Raw genomic sequence first — 16,879 nt, 5'->3', positions numbered from 1 at the left:
GTCTGACCTGTTTAGTCTCTTTTTTGGGTTGTTCCCGATAGCGGAAACACAACTGTTGAGCCATCTCTTTTTTCATCAAAGAGGTGGATTGATGAAAACTTCCCATCGGTAATGCCGATCCGCATTTTAATAGGATGCTGTGTATAATTTAGGTAACTATACAACAGTGGCTGAACGAAGAATGGTAAGCCGCAGTTTTAAAACTGAATTCCAACCAAGGAGAAAATCCCATGTACCTTGTAGCCCATGTTTTAAACCCGGCGGAGAACGAAAAGCACGTTGGCTGCGCGATTGTTACCGTGGATCAGGCCTTGGTCGACAAGGCAAGGCGCTCTCTCGGAGTGATCGATTCTGCAGGCCCGGACCTGTTATACGCCTTTTTTGAGGACCGCAGCCCGGTATTCTTGCTCAACCCTGAATTCAATATGATGCGTGAGCAAGGTGACGACAGCGTTTTCCTGGGCCTATTGGATGACTTGAACGGAAAATTCGCCGTGGTTGATGCCCTCCCTTTGCCCCTGGATGAGCTGAAACAGCGTTACGGTCTGGATGTCGTGGAGGTCACACTGGGGGTCAATCAACACCAGAAGGGATCAGTGATCTGGGAAGCCAAGGCTGATTGGCAGGGTGACCACAGGGACGAGTTCTATACTGTCTGGGTTGATGTCGCCAATATCGAGGCGGGGCTGGCGAAAAGCCATTATTAACCATCCTCATCTCCCAAAAGATAGTCGGTAGCTGAATTTTTTGCGAGACTATCAAATTCAGTGCCTTCCTACTAATGGTCAATTTGCTTATTTGTGGACGGACACTCCGATGGACCAGAATTTGAATCGCCCAGTTTAGTTGAAAGCATGATGGAAAAAAATCAGATGGTTTTAAAAATGCCGGTGTATCTGGCGGATTTCAAATGCATCGGTCCGAAGTGCGAAGACCACTGCTGTTATGGTTGGGATGTCATCGTCGATAAACGATCCTACCAGCGGTATCGACAATCGGCATCCACCCCTCTCGGCCAGCGGCTTCGTGCCGCGGTCCGGCGCAATACCCAGGATCCCTCCTTCACGCGCTATGCACGAATTGAACGCTCCGGAGAAGCGGCGTGCCCCTTTCTTACCCGGGATCAGCGCTGCCGGATTCATGCCGAACTGGGTGAGGAATGGCTTCCGGATACCTGTGCCGTTTTCCCCCGGCACCTGCGGGCCAGACAGGGATGGATCGATATCTCCGCATCCCTGGCCTGCCCACAGATCGCGCGGCGTGCGCTGGCAACCCCCAAAAAAATTACCATCATAGAAACGCACCTGGATTCTGAAACGGTTGCAACGATGCGTGCGGTCGAGCCGAAGCTTTCTTACGATGTGGAAACCGCCGGCCTGACGTTGCGGACGTTCGCTTTGTCCATTTTGCAAAACCGGCGACTTGCCTTGTGGCGGCGGCTTTTGGCGCTCGGCTATCTTTTGGAGATGGTCAGCCTCTCTGGAACCGGGCCTGGGGCGAATGTGGTGCCGGCGATAGTGGACGCGTTTACCCGTCGCATGGAATCCGGCGAAGTAATGGGGCGGATCGAAGCGGCACCCAAGATAACCGGGATGCAGTTGCAACTCATCAGACGGCTCCATGACGAAATAATTTCGTCCGTCTGCGTAACCGCCTTCAAGTGCTGCACCGAACAGTGCCTTGCCGGACTTGACTACGCTGGTACGCAACCGTTCACCGAGACCATTGGCAACCGGTACGATTTCGCCTTCGATCACATCTACCGTCCGTTTTTCCGGCGTTACGGATTCATGCTGGAAAACTACCTTGTCAGCTATCTGCTGCATCACGATTTTTGCTTTCATACAGGCCGGCGGTTGTACGAAGACTACATTGTGATGGTCTTGAATTTCGCCATGCTCAAGACCTATCTGATCGGCATGGCGGCATGGCACCGGAAGAATTTTCATCCTGACATGGTCACTCGGTTGATCTATTCCTTCACGAAAGTGGTCGAGCCGGATGCCCGCTTCAGGGATTATGCACTGGGGCTGTTGGCACAAAGCGGTTGCACGGATATGATGCACCTGGCGGTTCTGATCAGAAATTGACGGATTCGTAAAAAGCCCGATATCGGCGTTACGCTTCATCCTTCGTCACTGCGGAGTACCGTATGTACGCCTCATTCCTCAGGATTCGCAAGCCTTGATCTCGGGCTTTTTACGAATCCGTCCGAATGGCGACTTTTTACGAGTTCATCAGAAATTGATGGGGTCATGGTTTTCTTCAGGCCGGCCTGCATGTAATCGTCGATGGCTGCATGCAGGGTGTCGGTCGCAAGGGTCGAGCAGTGCCAGTGGTCTTTCGGAAGACCGCCGACAGCCTTGCGGATCATGGCCGAATCGACGTCCAGGATCTCCTCCGGCGTTTTGTTCCTGGCAAGATCCACCGCCGCGAGGACGCAGTTGAGACTGTAGGCGCAGCCGTTGGTCCACGAAGAACCGTCGATCATGCACCCTTTCTCGAACCGGAGACGGATCTCCATGATGTCACCGCAGCTGCCGATGACCCGTGCCTTGCCGTCAGGGCTCGATACGTGGGGATTGAGCCAGTAGTAAAGGATAAACCATGCCAGTGCGACGGCCAGGAGAATCCCGGTGCCGAAAAGGATACTGGCGCCGTTTGTCATAACAAATTTCCTATCCAGTGCCTGAATCGCTTTTTTGGGTCGGTGCTCCTCTACAGGGCAAGCGCCTCCTGGGCAGTCGGCTCATAACTGTCACTTTTCTGAAACAAGGGGCGCGCAAGATGGGGCTGAATCGCATGGGCCATGAAACAGGCCTTGATGCAGGCCTCATCGCATTGCTGCCCGTATTCCAGGCACTTGTGATGATCGATGCGGATGATCCCGTCGACCAGGCCGACAGCCTCGGCCGGGCAGTCCCGTATGCAGGACTGGCAGTGCATACAGGCTGCCTCGCAGATCTGATGGGCCAGCTTGCCCGTGTTCTGGGTACTGCAGCGCACGACGACGCGCGCTTTTTTGGGTACCAGCGTGATCAGATGCTTCGGACAGGTTTTGACGCAGGTGCCGCACCCCACGCAGAGGTCTTCGTCGATCACCGGAAAATGGTTTTCCATGGTGATGGCGTCAAAGGGGCAGGCACCGGCGCATTCGCCGAAACCAACGCACCCGTACTGACAGTCCGTCGGACCGGCAAAGGCCAGGTTGGCCCCCGAGCAGCGCCCGTACCCAATGTAATCGTATTTTTTGTAGTCCTTGCGGATCGATCGGGCGCAGTGGACGACCGCCACCAGGTCCTCCATGGCCCCCATCTGCTTGCCGGTGATCTGGGCTACGGCTTCCGCCACCGACGCTTTACCGGGGAAGCACAAATTGGGCGGAACATCCGGATCATTGACCACGGCCTCGGCATACGCCTCGCATCCGGCGAAGCCGCATCCGCCGCACTGGGCGCCGGCCAGCACTTCCTTGACCGCTTCCACTTTGGGATTGACTTCAACGGCGAACTTGTGCGCTACCAGTGCCAGGCCAATGCCGAAAAAAAGCCCGATGCTGCCCAGCAGCACCAGCCCGCCGATCGCCAGTTTGATGTATAACGGATCCATGGGAAACCTTCCTTAAAAGATCGACATACCGGAAAAGCCCATGAACGAGAGGGCAAAAAGACCGGCCACGATGAACGCGATGGGCAGCCCCCGGTAGGATGGGGGAATATCGGCCAGTTCGAGTCGCTCACGCACCGAAGACATCAGGAAAAGGGCCAATAGAAATCCAAGCCCGGCGCCCAGGGCCAGCATGAGGCTTTCCAGCATATTGTATTCGTTGTCGGCCAGGATCAATGGCACGGCGATAACGATGCAGTTGGCAATCACCAGCACTAGGTAAACGCCGAAAGCCTTGAACAGGGCCGGATTGATCTTGCGCAGGATCGTGTCCACGGCTTGAACGGTAAGCGATACCAGCCCGATGAAGACGATGATTTGCAGGTAGTCCAGGCGGTAGGGCTTGAGTACGAACTGGTAAAGGAACCATGACATCAAGGATGCGAAGACGATAACGAAAGTAAACGTGATGCCCATGCCCACGGCGGTACTTTTTTTCTGGGACGTCCCGAAAAAAACGCAGAGCCCCAAATATTTGGAAAAGACGAAGTTCTGGATGAGCAGGGCGCCCAGCAGAATGCTGAACAGGTATCCGAAGTAGGGTTTGGATACGAGAACCCCCTGGGTGCCCAGGTTGCGGCCCTGGGAAACGATCTCCTTGACCATCACCTGGTGGGGTTGGTCCGGGTTGATGGGATCGGCCAGCGTGATGGTCAATTGGGTCTGATCCGGGTTGAGGCTGACGCTTTTAACGTCCAGAAGGATGTCGGGGTCCGGTTTTTCGTTGACCGTAAAATGGTCGGGATTTGCGGCCCAGTCAGCATTCACCGGTCCGGCGAAGGTCAGCACGATTTGGTCCGCTTTCTCGAACCGGGCCGTTTTGATGAAATGGGACGCTTTGCAGCCGCCGATCAGAACCGTGGCGATCATCAGAAAGATCGTCCAGATTGCCGTTGTATCTTTTTTCATGTCACGATCCTCGTTTCACCCGCCGCTGGTAGAGCGTCTCCACATAATTAAAAACCGCCATCATGAACCCGACCAGGAAAAAGCCGGCGGCCGGCAATACGAAAAAGAGCATGGGCCTGAACCCCAGCACATCGTAACCGAGAAAGGTACCCATGCCCATCACCTCGCGTACCGCCCCCAGCGTCACCATGCCGAACATGAAGCCGAAACCCATGCCGATTCCGTCCCAGAACGAGGCGATAACGGTGTTGCGACAGGCAAATACCTCCAGGCGCATGGTGATGATGGCAAAGGCGACGATCAGGCGCACGAAAATGCCCATGGCCTTGTAGGCCACCGGCAAGAAGGCCGCCAGCACCAGGTCGATCACCGTCACCCAGGTGGCAATCGTCAAGGTATAGGTCGGAATGCGAATGCGTGGATGAATGTGGTCCTTGATCAAGGCAATGGTGCAGCTGGAAAAGACCTGTACAAAAAGAACGGCCACACCAAGAAGCAGTCCGTTGGCCACCGTCGTGCTGATGCCCACGGCCGGGCACATGCTCAGGGCCAGTCGAAAGATGGGGTTTTCGTTGAGCAGGCCGTTGACGACCAGCTGCATGTTGGTTTTTGTGGTTGCTGCCACGGGTTGTTCCTTTCTACGGACTAAAAAAGAACCGTAACGTCACCATCCGCCAGGGCCTGATCCAGAATCTGAATGCGATAGGCAAATTTTTTGACCATGGCCTTGACACCGTTGGTCACCGCCGCGCTGGATATGGTGGCGCCGGTCAGGGCATGGATATCCTGATCCTTATACCGCCTGCGTATCTCGGCCGCCTCGCCCTCCGGCAGGCCGCTGTCCCCCATGCCCATGGATGTGAGATAGCGTTCGTAGTCCGCGGGCAGCGGCTTTTTGATGACGGTGAGCCGCTTGAGTGTTTCGAAAGATTTGCCGACGAACTGGTTTTTAAAATAATCCTGGGTGATTTCACCGCCCAGTCCGGGATCTTCCTCGTGCTCGATCACTTCCAGCCCCAGCAGTTGAAAGTCGGCGTTAAGGGCCACCATGGCTTTGATAAAGGTCTTGAACCCGGGAAACTCACCGGGCAACAGATAGGCCGTGCGCTTGCCATTGAGACAGGCGACGATCATGGTATCTGCAAAATCGATTTCAGTTCCCGGCTTCAGCGTTTTGGAAAGGGCCTTTTTGCGGTCTTCGGCGGATAAGGCCGCCTCGGCTGTCAATGACAAATCGTGGCGTTCGAGAAATCGGCCTTTCAGATCGAGCACGACCCACGCGACCCCTTCACCGTCGCCGTTTACGGCCGGGACTATATAGCCCATGCGCAGCGTATCCGTATTGCGCAGGATGTAGCGGTAAATTGGGTGCAGCGCGAGGTCGGGCGCTGCGGGTCGCTGGGGACCATATCCCAGCAGGCCGAGCATGGTCTGCTGCACGTTGAGATGCTCGTTGTGCTGTTTGGCCTTGGCCGTGAAGATGAAGGTCGTGCCGATGACGAGGCCGGCCACCAGGCAGGAAATGGTCAGGGCAACGGTAATCTTGATAATCTCTCTCATTGGACCGCCCCCTGGGAAAAGCGCTTTGGTTTGAACCATTGATCCAACGCCGGCGTCAATGGGTTCATCAGCAGAATCGCGTAGCAGACCCCTTCCGGATAACCGCCTTTGAGCCGGATCAGAACGGTCAGTGCGCCAACACCGATGCCGAAAACGATCTGGCCGCTGCGCTGGGTCGGTGATGTGACGTAATCGGTGGCCATGAAAAACGCCCCGAGCATCACCCCCCCGGAAAGCACCGCCAGCAGCGGATCACCGGTGAACATCCCTTCGCCGCCGAAAATCCATGTCAGAAGGCCCACCGTGGCGATGATCGACACCGGGATGTGCCAGCGGATGTATCCCCTGTAGATCAAATAAAGCCCCCCTACCAGCAGGAGCAGGGCCGATGTTTCGCCGATGCATCCGGGTCTGAACCCGATGAAAAAATCGGTGTACACCGATGCCCGGGACCCGAACTGCTCCAGCATGGCCGCCATGCCGTAATGCTTCAACACGTAAAGCGGTGTGGCCGAACTGACGGCATCCACACCGGCGCCCATGTTCCTGAAAATGGCCGCGTTGCGGATCGGCGCCAGCCAGGCCGTGGTCATGGCCACGGGGTAGGTGGCAACCAGAAAGGCGCGGCCGATCAGGGCCGGGTTGAAGATGTTGAAACCGAGGCCGCCCATGATGATTTTGGTGACGAATATGGCCATCACCGCCCCAAAGACCGGCATCCATAAGGGAACCCCGGGCGGAATGACATAGGCCAGCAAAAGGCCGGTGATCACGGCGCTGCCATCCTTGATGGTGACCGGACGCCCCAGGAGTTTTTGCGAGATCACCTCGGTGGCCAGACAGCTGGCCACACTGACGGCGGTGATGATCAGCGTCTGAAAACCGAAGACGAATATCGACAAGATCAGCGGCGGCATCAGGCAGGCGACCACGGTCCACATGATTCGGGACACGGTAATATCGGCTTTCAGATGGGGCGACACCGATACCAGCAGATGGTGGCCGTCGACGCCATCGCACGACTGATGGGATATGGGGGAGCGCTTTATTTCCATTATCCTGCTTTTCTTTTCTGTTCCCTGGCTTCTTTGAGCTTGCGGGCCTGGTTGATTTCCAGCCGGGCCAGGCGGATAAACTGCACCAGGGGCCGCTTGGCCGGACAGACGTAGGCACAACTGCCGCACTCGAAACAATCGTCCATCAGACCAAAGGGCTCGGTTTCCGCCCCCCTGCCGGCCTCCACGTAGATGCCGATATTGTTCGGCTCCAGTCCCATGGGGCAGGCATCCAGGCAGAACCCGCACCGGATACAGGGGCCGTGGGCCCGTGCATCGACTTCATCATGGTTCATGAACAATATACCCGGGGTGGTTTTTGTGATCGGCATATCCAAATCGGACACGGCAAAGCCCATCATCGGCCCGCCGACCACCACCTTGCACAGGTCTGCCGTGGTGCCGCCAAGGTAGTCCGCGATTTCCGAAATGTGGGTGCCGATTTTGACACGCAGGTTCGCCGGTCGCGCGATTGCACGACCGGTGACGGTGATTACGCGTTCCGTCAGGGGTTTGCCCAGAACCACGGCGTCGTAGACCATCTTGGTCGTGTAGACGTTTTGGACGATGATTCCGATACTTGAGGAGCGCTGTCCCGATGGCCTGACCCGGCCGGTGATACTCTGCATGATCTGATCGGCCGACCCTTGGGGATATTTGACCGCCAGTGGTTTGACCTCGATTTTGAAACCGTCGGTCGAATCCGCGTGGTCGATGGCCTCGTTCAGCGCCGCTATGGCATCCGGCTTGTTGTTCTCTACGCCGATGGCGCAGTAGGTAATACCCAGCACCGTCAGTAGAATTTTGGCGCCTTCGACGATTTCCCGGGCCTTTTCCACCATCACGCGATGATCGCAGGTGATATAGGGCTCACACTCGGCGCCGTTGAGGATCAGGGTGTCGAGTTTGACGCCCGGTTTGACGTTGAGCTTGACGTCGGTGGGAAATCCGGCGCCCCCTAAGCCGACAATCCCTGCCGCGGCGATGCGCTCCTGGATCTGCTCCCGTGAGAAGCGCCGCCAGTCCACTGGCATGCAGGTCGCTGGGACGGCCTCGGGATCGGTTCGGATCACGATGGCCGGCGCCTTGCCGACCTGGTAATGGAGTATGTTTTTCACCCCCAGCACCGCGCCGCCGACACTGGCATGGAGCACCGCGCCGAGTTGGGTGCCGATTTCGCCAATCCGGTCGCCTTGCCTGACCCTGTCCTTTTTATCCACCAGCAGTCTGAAGAGCGCCCCGGGGTGCCCGCTGGAAAAAAGAAGATCCTCGCTGACCGCCTGATCGCCCCTGGGATCCGGCCGATGGGGCACAGCCACCTGGCAGGGCGTGCCGACATGCTGTTTAAGAAACAACGACACCTTCGACGGATCGGGCATGGTTTCGATGGGCAACGCGCTGCTGAGGTCCTTGTTCGCTTTGGGATGGACCCCGCCCTTGGGGAAAGTCGCCAGTGGGGCCATCATCAGCGCACCTTTGTCGCCCATAGTTTCTTTTCAAGCAATCCTTTGCCGTAGGTTTCCCGGGTCTTGTTGGAAAGCTCGGCAGGTTTGCAGAACTGCAGCGCGTTGGTGGGGCAGACCGATACGCACACCGGTTCCTCGCCGGCGTCGATGAGATCCATGCACAGGTCGCACTTGACGACTTTGCCGGCCTCGGCGTTCCACTGGGGGATATGCCACGGACAGGCCGTGATGCAGGCCTTGCAGCCGACGCACAGACTATCAATGATATAAACGAGGCCGTCTTTTTTCCTGCGCCGAATGGCTTCCGTAGGACAGGACTCCATGCACCATGCCTGTTCACAGTGAAAACAGGGGACGAAGACGGCGGTCATATTGGGAGTGCCGTTGACCATCTTGGGGCCCAGGACGACGATTTTGCCCAGGGTCACCTCCAGTGGAAGCTTTTTCTCTGATTTGCAGGCAATCTCACAGGCATGACAGGCAATGCAGCGTTTCGGGTTGGTGGAAATGATATAATCGCCCATAGGTTAAATACCTCCGAGAAACCGGTGCGGTTTCAAATTTTCGTAACCGTGATCCAGCTATGATCCAGGGCCGGACTGCCGCCTATTTTGTCGTGGAGACGCTCTTGAAAGAGCGCATCGGGCGCTCCCTTTCCGTAGCTGCGCTTGCTGTCGACCTCCACATGGCCGAATCCGTGGAGCATGAACGCGGCTTCGGGGTGGATCATGTCTGTGACATATGCGCACATCTCACCCTTGCCGGCCTTGGATTCCACAAGGATGCGGTCGTTGTCGGCAATTCCCAGTTCCCTGGCGCGGCGGTCGTTGATCCAGAGCCGGTTTTCGGGAACCAGGTGGTTGAGATAGAGGTTGTTCTGGGTCATTACGTTCGTGTGGGTCACGCAGCGACCGCACATCAGTCTGAAGGCCCCCGGCTTCTCATCACGCGCTTCATAGGGCGGAAGCGAGGGAATCCCATGGCTTTCCATCAGGTTGGAAAGCACCTCGATCCTGGCGGACGGGGTCTTGAACTTGATCCCGTCGTTGCGGTCCCACCAGATCGCCTTATCGCTCAGCGATACAAAACCGGTTTCATCGAAATCCTCGATCTTGATGTCCAGATCCGTTAGCTGGTAATTCCATATATCTTCTGCGGTTTCATAGGGAAAATAGTGACCGGCGCCCAGACGGTCGGCCAGCTGCTTGACAATCCACCACATCGGCTTGGTATCAAAACGCGGTTCGACGCAGGCGATCCGACGGTTGATGGCCGGTTTCAGACTGGATCCCATCTGCAGCGGATCGGAACGCTCCAGAAAAAATGATTCGGGTAAAACCACATCCGCCAAAGCGGTGGTGCCCCCGAAGTTGACATCGCTGGCCACGATCAGATCCAGCTTCCTGAGCGCCTTGAGATTGGTGTTGTAGTCCGGGTTGGACAGCAGCGGGTCGTAGCGGAAGGCAAACAACACCTTGATCGGATAGGGGTCCTCGTTCAGAATCGCATGGGGCAGCATGAAACCGACGCCATGGGACGGATCGGCAATGGGGAACTTGTCCTGGCCGCACCCGTCAAAGCGGCGCGTGTCCTCCATTTCGGGAAACTGTTGAGATGAGAAGGTCTTTAACCCGGCCTTGTAGCCAGCGTCCTTGAGACCCTTTTTGATAAAGAGGCCGCCCTTGCTTTCAATACTGCCCATCAGTGCATTGAGGATCAGGATCGAACGGCGGAAGTACGTTTCCGTGGGATGGTGAGAACCGCGATAGCCGTAATGAAAAACCACCGCCGGCTTGACCTTGCTGACTTCCCGGGCCAGGCTCACGATCTCCTCAGCTGAAATCCCGGTCTCCTTTTCGGCCCATTGGGGCGTATAGGGGATGACAAAGCTGCACAACTCTTCGAACCCTTCCACCCATCGTCTCACGTACTGGGCATCATAGAGTCTTTCCTCGATGATGACGTGCATCAGGGCATAATTGAGGGCCAGGTCGCCGCCGGGGCGAATCATTTTATAATCGGTGGCTTTGGCCGCCGTAATCGTTACCCGTGGATCGATGTAGGTCAGCTTCGTGCCCTTTTCCAGGGCCGAAATGAAGCTGTTCATGGCCTTGATTTCGACGGATTCGAAAACATTGCGGCCATAGAGGACCACGTGTTTGGCATTGGACCAGTCGGCGTTGATCTGGCCGTCTGTATATCCGATGATCGAGCGGCAGGCCGTGTTGATGGACCCTTTGCAGACCGTGTCGTGGGTGAAATGGTTCGGTGAGCCGATCGCCTTTTGAAACGATTTGGAAATATCGGAAATCAGGTTGGCCCGTTCACAGTAAATGGAACTTTTGGCCCCGTACTTGTCGAAAATTTCCTTGCACTTGTCGGCCGTATAATCAAGTGCCTCCGTCCAGCTCACCCGTTTCCACTGGCCCGACCCACGCTCACCGGTACGAATCAGGGGAAAGCGCACCCGCTGGTTGTCGTTCAGGCCGGCAATGGCAGCCGCCGCCTTAGGGCAGATGCCGCCGTTCATGGCCGGCACATGGGGGTTGCCCCGTATGCGGAGCACCTGATTATTTTCCACTTCTACCTGAATCGGGCAGCGTACAGAACACATAAAGCAAAGTGTATTAACGACTCTTTTCATTACCGATTTCCTCCGGTGTGCCGAAAATAAAAAAAATTACTGTCCTGCTCCCCCCCACTCAATTTTATTTCGAATCCGCCTGGCAGATAATGAACATATGCGCAAATAACTATATAATGAACATATGTACGGTTTGTCAACTCCAAATGTCCGGTAATATCCAACCGGTCCAAAAAAGGTCTGTGGACTTAATCCTGGAATGAACGCCGACAGGTAAAGGTTTCACAAACACCGACTGTTCAGATATAGTCTGCAATCATCCTCTCGGCCCAAAAGAATTTTTCGCAACAGAACCAAAATTATTGACAAAAGAGGTGCTTTTTTTGTAGTAGCTAAATTGGTTGGGCCAATTTTTACAGGTGTAATGCAAATGCAGAAAATACGACACGATCAAGTAGTACGAAAAATAGAAGAATTCATCACCTGTGGTCAGTTCGAGGCAGGAGAACGCATCCCGCCGGAGCGTGACCTGGCGGAACGTTTTAAGGTTTCCCGTAATACAGTGCGCGAGGCGATCAAAGCCTTGGCGGAGAAAGGCGTGCTGGTAAGTCGTCGTGGTGCCGGTACCTTTGTATCCCAGGGAGCGCTGGCATGCATCGTAGATGGATTTACCCGTCGTCATAAACGGCTGACGGATATTTTTGAGCTGAGAAATCTCCTGGAACCGCAGATTGCCCGCCTTGCGGCAAAAAGAATAACCCCTGAGCAGGTCAGGGCACTCAAGGAAAATGTACAGTTGCAGAAAGAAAATCTGGAGGATAGAAAGATCCAGGCAACCCTTGATGATCAGTTTCATTCCCAGATCGTCCAGGCAGCAGGGAATATGGTTCTCAGCGAGCTGTATGATGCTTTGCACGGGGCATTGGCAGAGAGCCGTTCACAGGAATTGCAGAGCTATGCGCGTAATGTCCGTTCCATGGAATATCATGGCAAACTGGCAGCAGCGCTGGAGGAACATGCTGAATCAAAGGCTGCGGATATCATGCGAAAGCATATGCAGCAGGTGGAGGCCAATTTTGAACAACTGGTCAAAGCACAGCGCACAGAGGAGCCGCTTGAACATGAAGTGAACAGGAGAACATCATGAAAGAAGTATTAGAGACAGCGCGCGAAAAGATGAAAGGCTATTGTCGGGTTTGCGCCCAATGCAACGGGAAAGCCTGTGTGGGACAGGTCCCGGGCATGGGCGGTCTGGGAACAGGCGCTTCTTTTGCTGCCAATCTGGAAGCGTTGGCAAAGTATCGGTTTAACATGCGTCTAATCCATGACGTGACCACGCCTGATACCAGCACAGTTTTCCTGGGCCGTAAATTATCCATACCTGTGCTTGCAGCACCCATTGGCGGCGTGAGTTTTAATATGGGTGGAGGCATCGCTGAAGAGGAATATACCGATGCGGTCATTGGGGGATGTGTAGCTGCGGGAACCCTTGGCTGCACCGGTGATGGTGTCCCTGATTTTATCCATGAATCCGGTTTCAGTTCCATTGCAAAGAATCAGGGGCAGGGCATTCCTTTTATTAAGCCCTGGGAAAATGAAGAATTTTACCGGAAACTGGAAAAAGCACAGCAAGCAGGGATCGATACCTTTGGTATGGATATCGACGCTGCCGGTCTGGTCACGCTGCGTGAAATGGGAAGACCTGTTTCTCCTAAAAATCCTTCCCAGCTCCGTAAGATTATTGAGTCCACCTCGCTTAAATTCATCCTCAAAGGTGTGATGACCGTTGATGAAGCCCTGCTGGCCGCTGAAGCCGGTGTTGATGCAATTGTGGTGTCCAACCATGGTGGCCGGGTACTGGATTTTGCTCCAGGAGCTGCTGACGTGCTTGAAGCCATTGCCGATGCGGTCAAAGACAAAGTCACCATCCTTGCAGACGGTGGGGTGCGCAGTGGCGGCGATGTGTTGAAGCTGCTGGCCCTGGGTGCGGATGCGGTTATGATTGGTCGTCCCATCTCCGTTGCCGCCGTGGGCGGTCTGCAACAGGGGGTGGAGAGTTACCTGTCCAAGATTAAAGGCGAGCTCATTCAGTCCATGGTGCTCACCGGCACAACCTCTACATCCATGGTGAGTAAAGACATTTTGCATGCCTAAGTGCGGTTAGAGAGATAAACGATGGAAATTATTCTGATCTATCTTGCCCTCGGAGCCTTTGCCGGCGTACTCGCTGGACTCCTTGGGATTGGCGGTGGGCTGGTCATCGTGCCTATGCTTACCTTCACCTTTGCTGCCCTGGGCATTGCCCATGAGCATATTTTGCACCTTGCGTTGGGAACATCCCTGGCCTCGATCATTTTCACCTCCATTTCCAGTCTGCTGGCTCATCATAAGCGTGGCGCTGTTATGTGGCCCACCGTTGTCAGCATTACTCCGGGAATCCTGATCGGCACGTTTTTCGGAACTTGGGTAGCAGCACAACTGTCCACCAATTTCCTGAAAATCTTTTTTGGAATTTTTCTGATATACGTGGCCACGCAGATGCTGCTCGGCATTAAGCCAAAGGCATCCAGGGCATTGCCGGGCACTGCCGGCATGTTTGCTTCCGGTAGTATTATCGGTATTTTCTCCAGCCTGGTCGGGATTGGCGGAGGAACCCTGTCGGTGCCCTTTCTTGTCTTCCATAATTCTGCCATGCACCAGGCCATTGGCACGGCAGCGGCCATTGGCCTGCCCATTGCCCTGGCCGGAGCTGCTGGGAATATCCTCAATGGCTGGTCTGCAAGCGATCTGCCTGCCGGATGCATCGGCTACGTGTATCTGACCGCGCTGTTCGGCATTGTGGCCGCCAGTGTATTTACAGCACCCCTGGGAGCTAAACTGGCCCATAGCCTTCCCGTGGCAAAGTTGAAAAAGATTTTTGCCGTTCTCCTCTATGCGGTAGGAATCAAGATGTTGATCGGCGGTTTATAAGGCTGAAAATCATAGGCCCGTTAGTTTCACCAGCTGATCATAATCGGTTCGGCATAATTGGCATAATCGGCGGCATAATCGGGGCGAACCAAACTTTCTCCCTGTAATAATTGGCTATCTACCCAATTTTTAGCCGATTTTCTATCTTAGCCGTTCAGTTTTAGGGGCATAATCTGTATGAGGGGAATGTGCGCAAAACAGATCCTTTCTTTGTCTGCGTGCCCTCCAACTGCAAAACAACAACCATAACGCCGGTTTTTTCAAGCCAGGTCGAAATTCTCTTAAGCAGAGGATCTGGGGTCAGGTACTCAAAAAGCAATCCTGCGAATATTAAGGGCAGATGGCTAAAGGCGTAACAACAGTTTGATAAATTAATCTTCGAAAGAGAATTTTTTAAATGAAATCTAAAAAAAGAAATAGGAACAAAAATAAGCGGAAAAAACAAAGTGTAAAAACCTTGAAAACATCACTTTCAAAACAGAAAAAAATGAATCAAATAGCATTCACAGCAACAGGTGAAATTTTTCAACCTGTACGTATTCACTATACTGTTGATGATGTATTAAAACTGAATGATGTATTTTCCAAATTGAAATGCATGGAGTACGATTCAGATCATAAAAGATGGGTATGGCTCTATACCGGTGAGGCTCGAAAATTGGAATTTGAACATGATCCTGGCGGGGAAAATATTGTCATTATTGGAGAATTTATCTTTGAAAACAGTAAAAATATTGTTCTGAATTTACGCTCACATGAAAGAGCAATTTATGGAATTGCATTTTTTGATGAACATATACCAAAATCTGTGGCTGAAGTCACAGATATTACGACGATAAACAGGTTATTTAGCCTGAAAGAAGCAGCTTCAGTGAGCACATTGAATCAGCTTTTTGAAACAGGTAATCTGACAATCAGAGATCCTGAAAAAATAACACAGGATCTACTAAAAATAAAAAGTGGCAATGATGATGAAAGTGAAAAGAAAAAAGAAATAAGCGAATATATTTTGGAATTGTCAAATGAAAAAACACCTGAAATAGAAAAATTTCCTTCAAACTATTATGAAGACGGAATCGAATCATTAGAATTTTCATTGAGGCTGAATCAGATTGTAGCTTTTCAGCATTGGAAAGGAAATACCAATTACACTGCTATGGACGCAATACGTGAGGGGGTGAAGAAATCAACGATTTCTATTTGATTTTAGTAATAGTTCACGGGGTATAGCCCCAACCTAAATTGGGCGATTCAAATTCTGGGAGGCAATAATGACCTGTCGTGTTACCATGCTTGCCAATTTTCATGCATACCAGAATTTGAATCGTCCAGTTCAGTTGCAGTCGGCAAGTCTCTATAAACGAGAGGATTCGTTCCACCCACCGGTTGCCATTTTCACTTTGCATTTCCAGGATGCGTTTGCTCCATAATGATGATATGCTCCGATACTCGCCATAATCTAAGAATTTTGTCGATAGATGGGAATAAAAGTTTTTGACCGGCTCTCTGTACAAATCTTTATCCGAGCCTATTTACCAAGGAGATTACATAATTTCATCTATTACAAGATTTGACACGGGAAGACAGTGCGAGCTATTCTCATCATAGGTCATATACACCAATACATATTCAAACCTTCAGAGATAGTTTTGGAAATTCGCCTGTTGAACTTGAAGACGGAACAGTTTTGGTTGAAAGTCGAGTTTGGCCAAACAATTTGATTGAAGAGCTGAAAGAAATTAATGAAACATATCGTGGTAGGATTGAAAAAAAATAAGGGGTAAAAAAACCTTTGATATCAGCCCGGTTCTTATGATTGGCCAAGGCGATACGATGAATTCCTTAGCGTATCTTTACGTACGAATATGGGTGGCACCTAAAGCCGGTTCGTTTATGTTTGCAGACCGCTACAACTAATGACATGCTAAAGGATAAACTCACCTTTAAAAAAAGCGATGTTTTTCAAAACCTCAACGAATTGATCTCTGACGGAGAAAGGAGGACACATGAAAAAGAAATGGTACAACATCATTATTGGGTATGCAATATTACTACTGACAATAACCATGAGCTGCTCTTCAATCGATACAATGACCTATAGTCCGATCACGGCTACGGTGAGTCCGACACTTCATGCCACAATCAAAGTGGAACAGGCTGTCTCCCCTCCGCATGCGCTTCTTGTGACCGCGAAGGAGATTGGCCGACTTGAATTTGTGAATATTGATCTGCCCCTACCACAGGGGCCGGCGGCACAAAAAGTTACTGGCGTGAGGGTCTGTTATCAAATCGAAACATCACAGCTGGGTTCCACATATATAAAACAGACCCGTATGACTGAGATGACCACACCGGATCAAGCTCCTATCTTGCTTGATGATCCTACCGATCGAACAGCTCTTGGGCCGACATGCTATCAGATAGACAATTTTTCGATGTCTCCTCAAGGATCGCTTGTATTGGGTCTTGGCGTAATTTTTGGAGATACCGAGGATAAAATATTGATTGGAGGCATTACGTTGATGTTTGACCAATGAGGGGTAAAAAAATGGAGTGCTGCCCTTTATTGTCCGTAAATACCCTCTTAGGCCAAGTGACCACGAAGCGTATGTGTTCACGAAGTTGCTATCGGATGAATCAAATCCAAGAAAGATCCGGCATCGTGTTTT

Annotated in this window: 16 protein-coding genes; 7 read left to right on the top strand and 9 right to left on the bottom strand. The window is 52.8% G+C overall.

Annotated elements, in window-relative coordinates; genetic code table 11:
- Positions 1-230 precede the first annotated feature (230 nt).
- Both Dvar_RS24900 and fliB read left to right on the top strand, forming a co-directional pair.
- A complete protein-coding gene (locus tag Dvar_RS24900; RefSeq protein WP_419655825.1) occupies positions 231-707 on the top strand; it encodes a hypothetical protein in 477 nt (158 codons plus the stop codon).
- A gap of 165 nt (positions 708-872) precedes the next feature.
- Positions 873-2,090 carry a flagellin lysine-N-methylase gene (gene fliB / locus Dvar_RS24895; protein ID WP_419655824.1) on the top strand — a complete coding sequence of 406 codons (1,218 nt, stop codon included), beginning with the start codon at positions 873-875 and terminating at the stop codon, positions 2,088-2,090.
- A gap of 71 nt (positions 2,091-2,161) precedes the next feature.
- Here fliB and Dvar_RS24890 read toward each other — a convergent pair whose 3' ends face one another.
- From Dvar_RS24890 to Dvar_RS24850, 9 genes are read right to left on the bottom strand one after another with little or no spacing between them, the layout of a single operon-like run.
- Positions 2,162-2,668 (bottom strand): iron-sulfur cluster assembly scaffold protein, encoded by a 507-nt coding sequence (locus Dvar_RS24890; RefSeq protein WP_419655823.1) that lies wholly within the window; start codon positions 2,666-2,668, stop codon positions 2,162-2,164.
- Between the two features lie 50 nt (positions 2,669-2,718).
- The gene (gene rnfB / locus Dvar_RS24885) at positions 2,719-3,609 is read right to left on the bottom strand and encodes an RnfABCDGE type electron transport complex subunit B (protein ID WP_419655822.1); all 891 of its coding nucleotides are present in this window, start codon (positions 3,607-3,609) and stop codon (positions 2,719-2,721) included.
- A 12-nt stretch (positions 3,610-3,621) separates the two neighbouring features.
- The gene (locus Dvar_RS24880; protein ID WP_419655821.1) at positions 3,622-4,575 is read right to left on the bottom strand and encodes an Rnf-Nqr domain containing protein; all 954 of its coding nucleotides are present in this window, start codon (positions 4,573-4,575) and stop codon (positions 3,622-3,624) included.
- 1 nt (position 4,576) lies between these two features.
- Positions 4,577-5,200, bottom strand: a complete 624-nt coding sequence (gene rsxE, locus Dvar_RS24875; RefSeq protein WP_419655820.1) for an electron transport complex subunit RsxE — start codon at positions 5,198-5,200, stop codon at positions 4,577-4,579.
- A gap of 20 nt (positions 5,201-5,220) precedes the next feature.
- On the bottom strand, positions 5,221-6,135 hold the full coding sequence (locus tag Dvar_RS24870; protein ID WP_419655819.1) for an FMN-binding protein: 915 nt from the start codon (positions 6,133-6,135) through the stop codon (positions 5,221-5,223).
- Positions 6,132-7,190, bottom strand: coding sequence for an RnfABCDGE type electron transport complex subunit D (locus tag Dvar_RS24865; protein ID WP_419655818.1), 1,059 nt, complete (start codon positions 7,188-7,190; stop codon positions 6,132-6,134). Before Dvar_RS24865 ends, Dvar_RS24870 begins: the two co-directional genes overlap by 4 nt.
- A complete protein-coding gene (gene rsxC / locus Dvar_RS24860) occupies positions 7,190-8,677 on the bottom strand; it encodes an electron transport complex subunit RsxC (protein WP_419655817.1) in 1,488 nt (495 codons plus the stop codon). The genes Dvar_RS24865 and rsxC overlap by 1 nt, the downstream gene beginning before the upstream one ends.
- Positions 8,656-9,180 (bottom strand): 4Fe-4S dicluster domain-containing protein, encoded by a 525-nt coding sequence (locus Dvar_RS24855; protein WP_419655816.1) that lies wholly within the window; start codon positions 9,178-9,180, stop codon positions 8,656-8,658. Before Dvar_RS24855 ends, rsxC begins: the two co-directional genes overlap by 22 nt.
- A 32-nt stretch (positions 9,181-9,212) precedes the next feature.
- Complete coding sequence (locus tag Dvar_RS24850) at positions 9,213-11,300, bottom strand: molybdopterin-dependent oxidoreductase (protein ID WP_419655815.1); 2,088 nt, start codon at positions 11,298-11,300, stop codon at positions 9,213-9,215.
- Positions 11,301-11,670: 370 nt separating this feature from the next.
- Between Dvar_RS24850 and Dvar_RS24845 the strand changes: the two genes are divergently transcribed.
- The 5 genes from Dvar_RS24845 (at position 11,671) to Dvar_RS24825 (ending at position 16,747) form a co-directional block, all read left to right on the top strand.
- Entirely contained in the window at positions 11,671-12,387 is a 717-nt protein-coding gene (locus tag Dvar_RS24845; protein WP_419655814.1) for a FadR/GntR family transcriptional regulator, read from the top strand.
- Positions 12,384-13,394 (top strand): alpha-hydroxy-acid oxidizing protein, encoded by a 1,011-nt coding sequence (locus Dvar_RS24840; protein WP_419655813.1) that lies wholly within the window; start codon positions 12,384-12,386, stop codon positions 13,392-13,394. The genes Dvar_RS24845 and Dvar_RS24840 overlap by 4 nt, the downstream gene beginning before the upstream one ends.
- Positions 13,395-13,415: 21 nt before the next feature.
- On the top strand, positions 13,416-14,210 hold the full coding sequence (locus tag Dvar_RS24835) for a sulfite exporter TauE/SafE family protein (protein WP_419655812.1): 795 nt from the start codon (positions 13,416-13,418) through the stop codon (positions 14,208-14,210).
- A 397-nt stretch (positions 14,211-14,607) separates the two neighbouring features.
- The gene (locus tag Dvar_RS24830) at positions 14,608-15,414 is read left to right on the top strand and encodes a hypothetical protein (protein ID WP_419655811.1); all 807 of its coding nucleotides are present in this window, start codon (positions 14,608-14,610) and stop codon (positions 15,412-15,414) included.
- 802 nt (positions 15,415-16,216) lie between these two features.
- Positions 16,217-16,747, top strand: a complete 531-nt coding sequence (locus Dvar_RS24825; RefSeq protein WP_419655810.1) for a hypothetical protein — start codon at positions 16,217-16,219, stop codon at positions 16,745-16,747.
- Positions 16,748-16,879: the final 132 nt, after the last annotated feature.

This window comes from Desulfosarcina variabilis str. Montpellier (assembly GCF_048565275.1).
In the GTDB taxonomy this organism is placed as follows: domain Bacteria; phylum Desulfobacterota; class Desulfobacteria; order Desulfobacterales; family Desulfosarcinaceae; genus Desulfosarcina; species Desulfosarcina variabilis.
This window is presented reverse-complemented; position numbering and strand designations above follow the sequence as displayed.